Source organism: Roseibium sp. AWQ4_290, assembly GCF_056160985.1.
In genome coordinates this window covers 1-647 of record NZ_JBSWYG010000054.1, presented here as the reverse complement: position 1 = coordinate 647, position 647 = coordinate 1, and the positions used below count along the sequence as shown (strand labels likewise).

The 647-nt window shown below is 56.1% G+C and carries 1 protein-coding gene; it reads right to left on the bottom strand.

What is annotated here, in order from left to right; all coding sequences use genetic code 11:
* Positions 1-647, bottom strand: a 647-nt coding sequence (locus ACXAH0_RS25095; RefSeq protein WP_475196010.1) for a transposase, incomplete at both ends; no start/stop codon positions are given.

Sequence of the window (647 nt, the reverse complement as noted above, 5' to 3'; positions counted from 1 at the left end):
GATAGCGGTGATGGTTGTAGTAGCCGATGAACGCATCGATCTGCGCTTCGAGATCACCTGGTAGAAAGTAGTTTTCCAGCAGGATCCGGTTCTTCAAGGTCTGATGCCACCGCTCGATCTTGCCCTGGGTCTGGGGATGGTAAGGCGCGCCACGCGAATGCTTCATTCCCTTGTTGGCAAGATACTCCGCCAAGTCGCCGGATATGTAAGACGGTCCGTTGTCTGATAGTAGCCTCGGGCGATGAAGCACGTTTGCCTTATCGAGCCCCGAAGCCTCCAGTGCCAGATCGAGTGTGTCCTGCACATCGCTTGCCGCCATGCCGGTGCAGACCCTCCATGCGATAATGTAGCGGGAGAAGTCATCGAGCACGGTGGAGAGGTAAAACCATCCCCAGCCGATGACCTTCAAATAGGTGAAGTCGGTCTGCCAGAGCTGGTTCGGGGCGGTGGTCTTTTCCTTGAACTCATCGGCGGACTTCATCACGATAAATGCCGGACTGGTGATCAGGTCGTGGGCCTTGAGAAGCCTGTAAACACTGGCTTCCGAGACGAAGTATCGGCGTTCGTCAGTGAACCTGGTGGCGAGTTCTCTCGGGGAGAGTTCCGGGTCATCGAGCGCCATTTCCAGAACCTGAACACGCACGTCT